This window comes from Rhizobium ruizarguesonis (assembly GCF_012349115.1).
In the GTDB taxonomy this organism is placed as follows: domain Bacteria; phylum Pseudomonadota; class Alphaproteobacteria; order Rhizobiales; family Rhizobiaceae; genus Rhizobium; species Rhizobium ruizarguesonis.
The window spans coordinates 1-2912 of record NZ_PQIG01000154.1 but is presented as its reverse complement, the minus strand read 5'-3'; the positions used below and the strand labels follow the sequence as shown (position 1 = coordinate 2912).

The 2912-nt window shown below is 59.7% G+C and carries 3 protein-coding genes and 2 pseudogenes; all 5 read left to right on the top strand.

The window, feature by feature from the left end; genetic code table 11:
- Positions 1-170, top strand: a pseudogene (locus tag C3Y91_RS37575) (LysR family transcriptional regulator); the annotation flags it as partial.
- A 269-nt stretch (positions 171-439) separates the two neighbouring features.
- Positions 440-715, top strand: a pseudogene (locus C3Y91_RS37570) (ArdC-like ssDNA-binding domain-containing protein); the annotation flags it as partial.
- A 64-nt stretch (positions 716-779) separates the two neighbouring features.
- The gene (locus C3Y91_RS37565; RefSeq protein ID WP_168576456.1) at positions 780-971 is read left to right on the top strand and encodes a hypothetical protein; all 192 of its coding nucleotides are present in this window, start codon (positions 780-782) and stop codon (positions 969-971) included.
- Positions 972-1085: 114 nt separating this feature from the next.
- A complete protein-coding gene (locus C3Y91_RS38815; protein ID WP_168576457.1) occupies positions 1086-1556 on the top strand; it encodes an HK97 family phage prohead protease in 471 nt (156 codons plus the stop codon).
- A 722-nt stretch (positions 1557-2278) separates the two neighbouring features.
- The coding region (locus C3Y91_RS37630; RefSeq protein ID WP_174827235.1) for a tape measure protein at positions 2279-2912 on the top strand (634 nt) is incomplete at its 3' end.

Below are 2912 nucleotides of genomic sequence, written 5' to 3'. Positions count from 1 at the left end.
TTGCGCCGGAATGGACCGAGGGCCTGCCGAACCGGGCCTTCGAGCTGAAGGCGGTGAGGGGCATCGACTTTAGGATCGGGCTCGGCGTCGCCTGGAGCAAGGACGATCCAACCGCCTCGCGCGACGACATCGTCGATATCGCCCGCTCACTGGCGCGGCCGGTGAGGTAAACGATCTGCGCTGCGGTTCATCGGTGACGCGAGCGGCGTGACGCCACCTCGCGGACTTGCTGCTTCTGCCTCCATCAGAACCTCCCCCTTAGATTGCGGCCATCGCGTCCTGCCCCGGCTTTGGGTCCTGCCAGGCTCGCGCCGCCGGCAACGGCTTTGCCGTCCTCCACTGCGTTTCGGCCCTGCGGGTGCAGGCGCCGCTTGCCGCCCGGCTTTCGGACCGCCGTAGCAGGTCGCGATGGCCGCGACCTCGAAACGGAGGTTCCAACATGAGCAGGCAGCAATCCAATCAACGATCCGATATCTATAGCCGCATCACCAACACGATCATCGCCGATCTCGAAGGCGGCGTGCGGCCATGGACCAAACCCTGGACGACGGGACATGCGACAGCCGAGGTCGGCCGGCCACTGCGCCACAACGGCCAAGCCTATTCCGGCATCAACGTCCTGCTGCTGTGGTCGCAAGCCATCGCCCGCGGCTTTGCCTCATCTCGCTGGATGACGTTTCGCCAGTCAATCGAACTCGGCGGCGCCGTCACGAAGCTGCAGTTGCTGGTTTCGTTGCCAAAGCTGAAATTCCAAAGGAGCTGCAGCGATGAGAAAGGCAATGCGCGAAGCTAACGATCGCAGAGAGATCTTCGACAAGGAGCGACGTTCAACCGTGGTCAACGGCAAGAGTGAAATGCTGCCGAGCGACCCGTTCGAGATTGCCAAGATCCTAAAGGAGCGTCTGGCAAAGACACCGGCTGCCAAGGCAAAAGCCCGGATGGCGGCCGAGGCGAAGAAGCGCGGCCTGTAGTGTAGTTCACCGAATCGGCTCCCCGTCAGTCGCACCGTCTCAGGCTACGCGTTGCGGTGGGACGTTCCATCCGCGGTACGTCCTAGTTTCGACGAAGTATTCCGACCGCACTAGCTGGTCATCCCGCGTGTTACGCCAGCATGGATCAACCACGACCCTCTGCAGCAAGTCGCTGCTACCGATGATGGGTCATTCCGCATCCGGTGCGACGACATCGGGCTGCGGGTGGAGCTCGACTGCCCGCACACCGACGTGGGCGATAGATTGCTTCACGGGTCTCGCTTCGGCGAATTTACCGGCTGGTCTATCTCGTTCCGGGCCACTGAAGAAACACGGGATAGATCAGGACCAAGGCCTTTGCGGATTGTGGCACGGGCCAATGTCATCGAGGTGTCGATCGCGGACCGCGGCGCACATGTCACGACGCTCGGCGTGCTCTCGAGGATGAGGTCGGAGGGCGCCGCTCGATCGATGGCTCGACCAGCGGTTTTTCGTGTTCTCCAGCGGCCACGATTTCTTCAACGAACTGGCAGAGCTCGGAATCGAGATAGATGCCTACCACTGTCCATCGATCGAGGATTCTGAGGCAGCTTGGCGTCGACTTGGCGACGCCTTTCTCGAAATCCCGCGCCACCCTGAGCAAGGCGAGCCGTGGGCGCTGAAAGAGTTTGGGCAGCCGACAGTTCGCCGCGGTAAGCGGCGTCGTTAGTCAACTCCAAGCGGAATGCGATCAAGAGCGAGGGTGGCTTTGGGCGTTAGTCCTGCGACGAGTCGTCGATATCCTTACCCAAGGCACCCTCAATGCCTCTGCGCACTCCCATCAGAAACGGTGTGCTGTTGCCGCGAGTGACAGGTTGTTCCGGAATACTAGGAAGGGCTACGGCTGTCCCGCGTACGGTTCTGTAGCCAACTTCGAAACCATCTCTAAAAGAGCCTTCTCTGACTATGTCGACCATTGTCGGACCCTCACGTTTCACACCAAAGTCGCACACCCCCGGTCGGTCGTCAATTTCCCATAAAAAGGCTTGGACCAGCGTGGGGTCGCTTCTTCGGAATAACCTCGAATTGGAAATTTCATCCTATGCCAATCATCGACCTTGTCGCCGCCAAGGTGCCACTGGCCGCAGTTCATACGAAGACGCCGATTTGAGCGACCTGTCGCTTTTCGCAGTTTAATCAAAAGGAAAAATCAATGAACCAAACGAACGCCTCACCGGGGGATAGCACAGTCGCGCCCGACGATTTCGACCTTTTAAACCAGCGCGGCGGGCACTTTGGCTGCTTGATCGCGCGCGCCAGGAGATTAAATGGCCGCCACTGACCTAGAAAAACTGGTCGTGTCCCTATCGGCCGACATTCGAAAATATGAGAATTCGCTTAATCGCGCGATGGGCCAAACCAACAAAACGGCGAAGTCGATCGAGACGCGTTTCGCCGGTCTCAACAAAAAGATAAGCGGCGGCTTCAATACGCTGACCACCGGCGCGGCTCGAGCTTTTGCACTGATCGGCGGGGTGCAAGGTTTTAAGACCCTGAGCGAAGCAGCGACCAGCATCGACAACGCGCTGAAGGTCGCCGGCCTTTCGGGCGCAGAGCTCGAGAAGGTTTACCAATCGCTGTTCGCATCGGCTACTAAAAACGCTGCGCCCATCGAGACACTCGTTCAGCTTTATAGCCGCCTTTCGCTCGTCCAGAAGGAATTGGGCGTATCTCAGCAGCAGATAGTCACCTTCGCAGACAACATCGCCCTTGCGCTCCGCGTCGGCGGCACGTCCGCTACCGAGGCCAGCGGGGCGCTACTGCAGTTGAGCCAGACCCTCGGCGGTGGAGTTGTTCGGGCGGAAGAGTTCAACTCTATCCTCGTCCAGATCAATCTCGGGTTCATCCGGCCGGTGGAAAACATCGGCTCGTTGCGCTTCGCCTCGATCGCCCATGAGCGCT

Coding starts and splice junctions, on each gene's coding strand:
- C3Y91_RS37565 (WP_168576456.1), top strand. CDS start 780: ATGCGCGAAGCTAACGATCGCAGAGAGATCTTCGACAAGGAGCGACGT.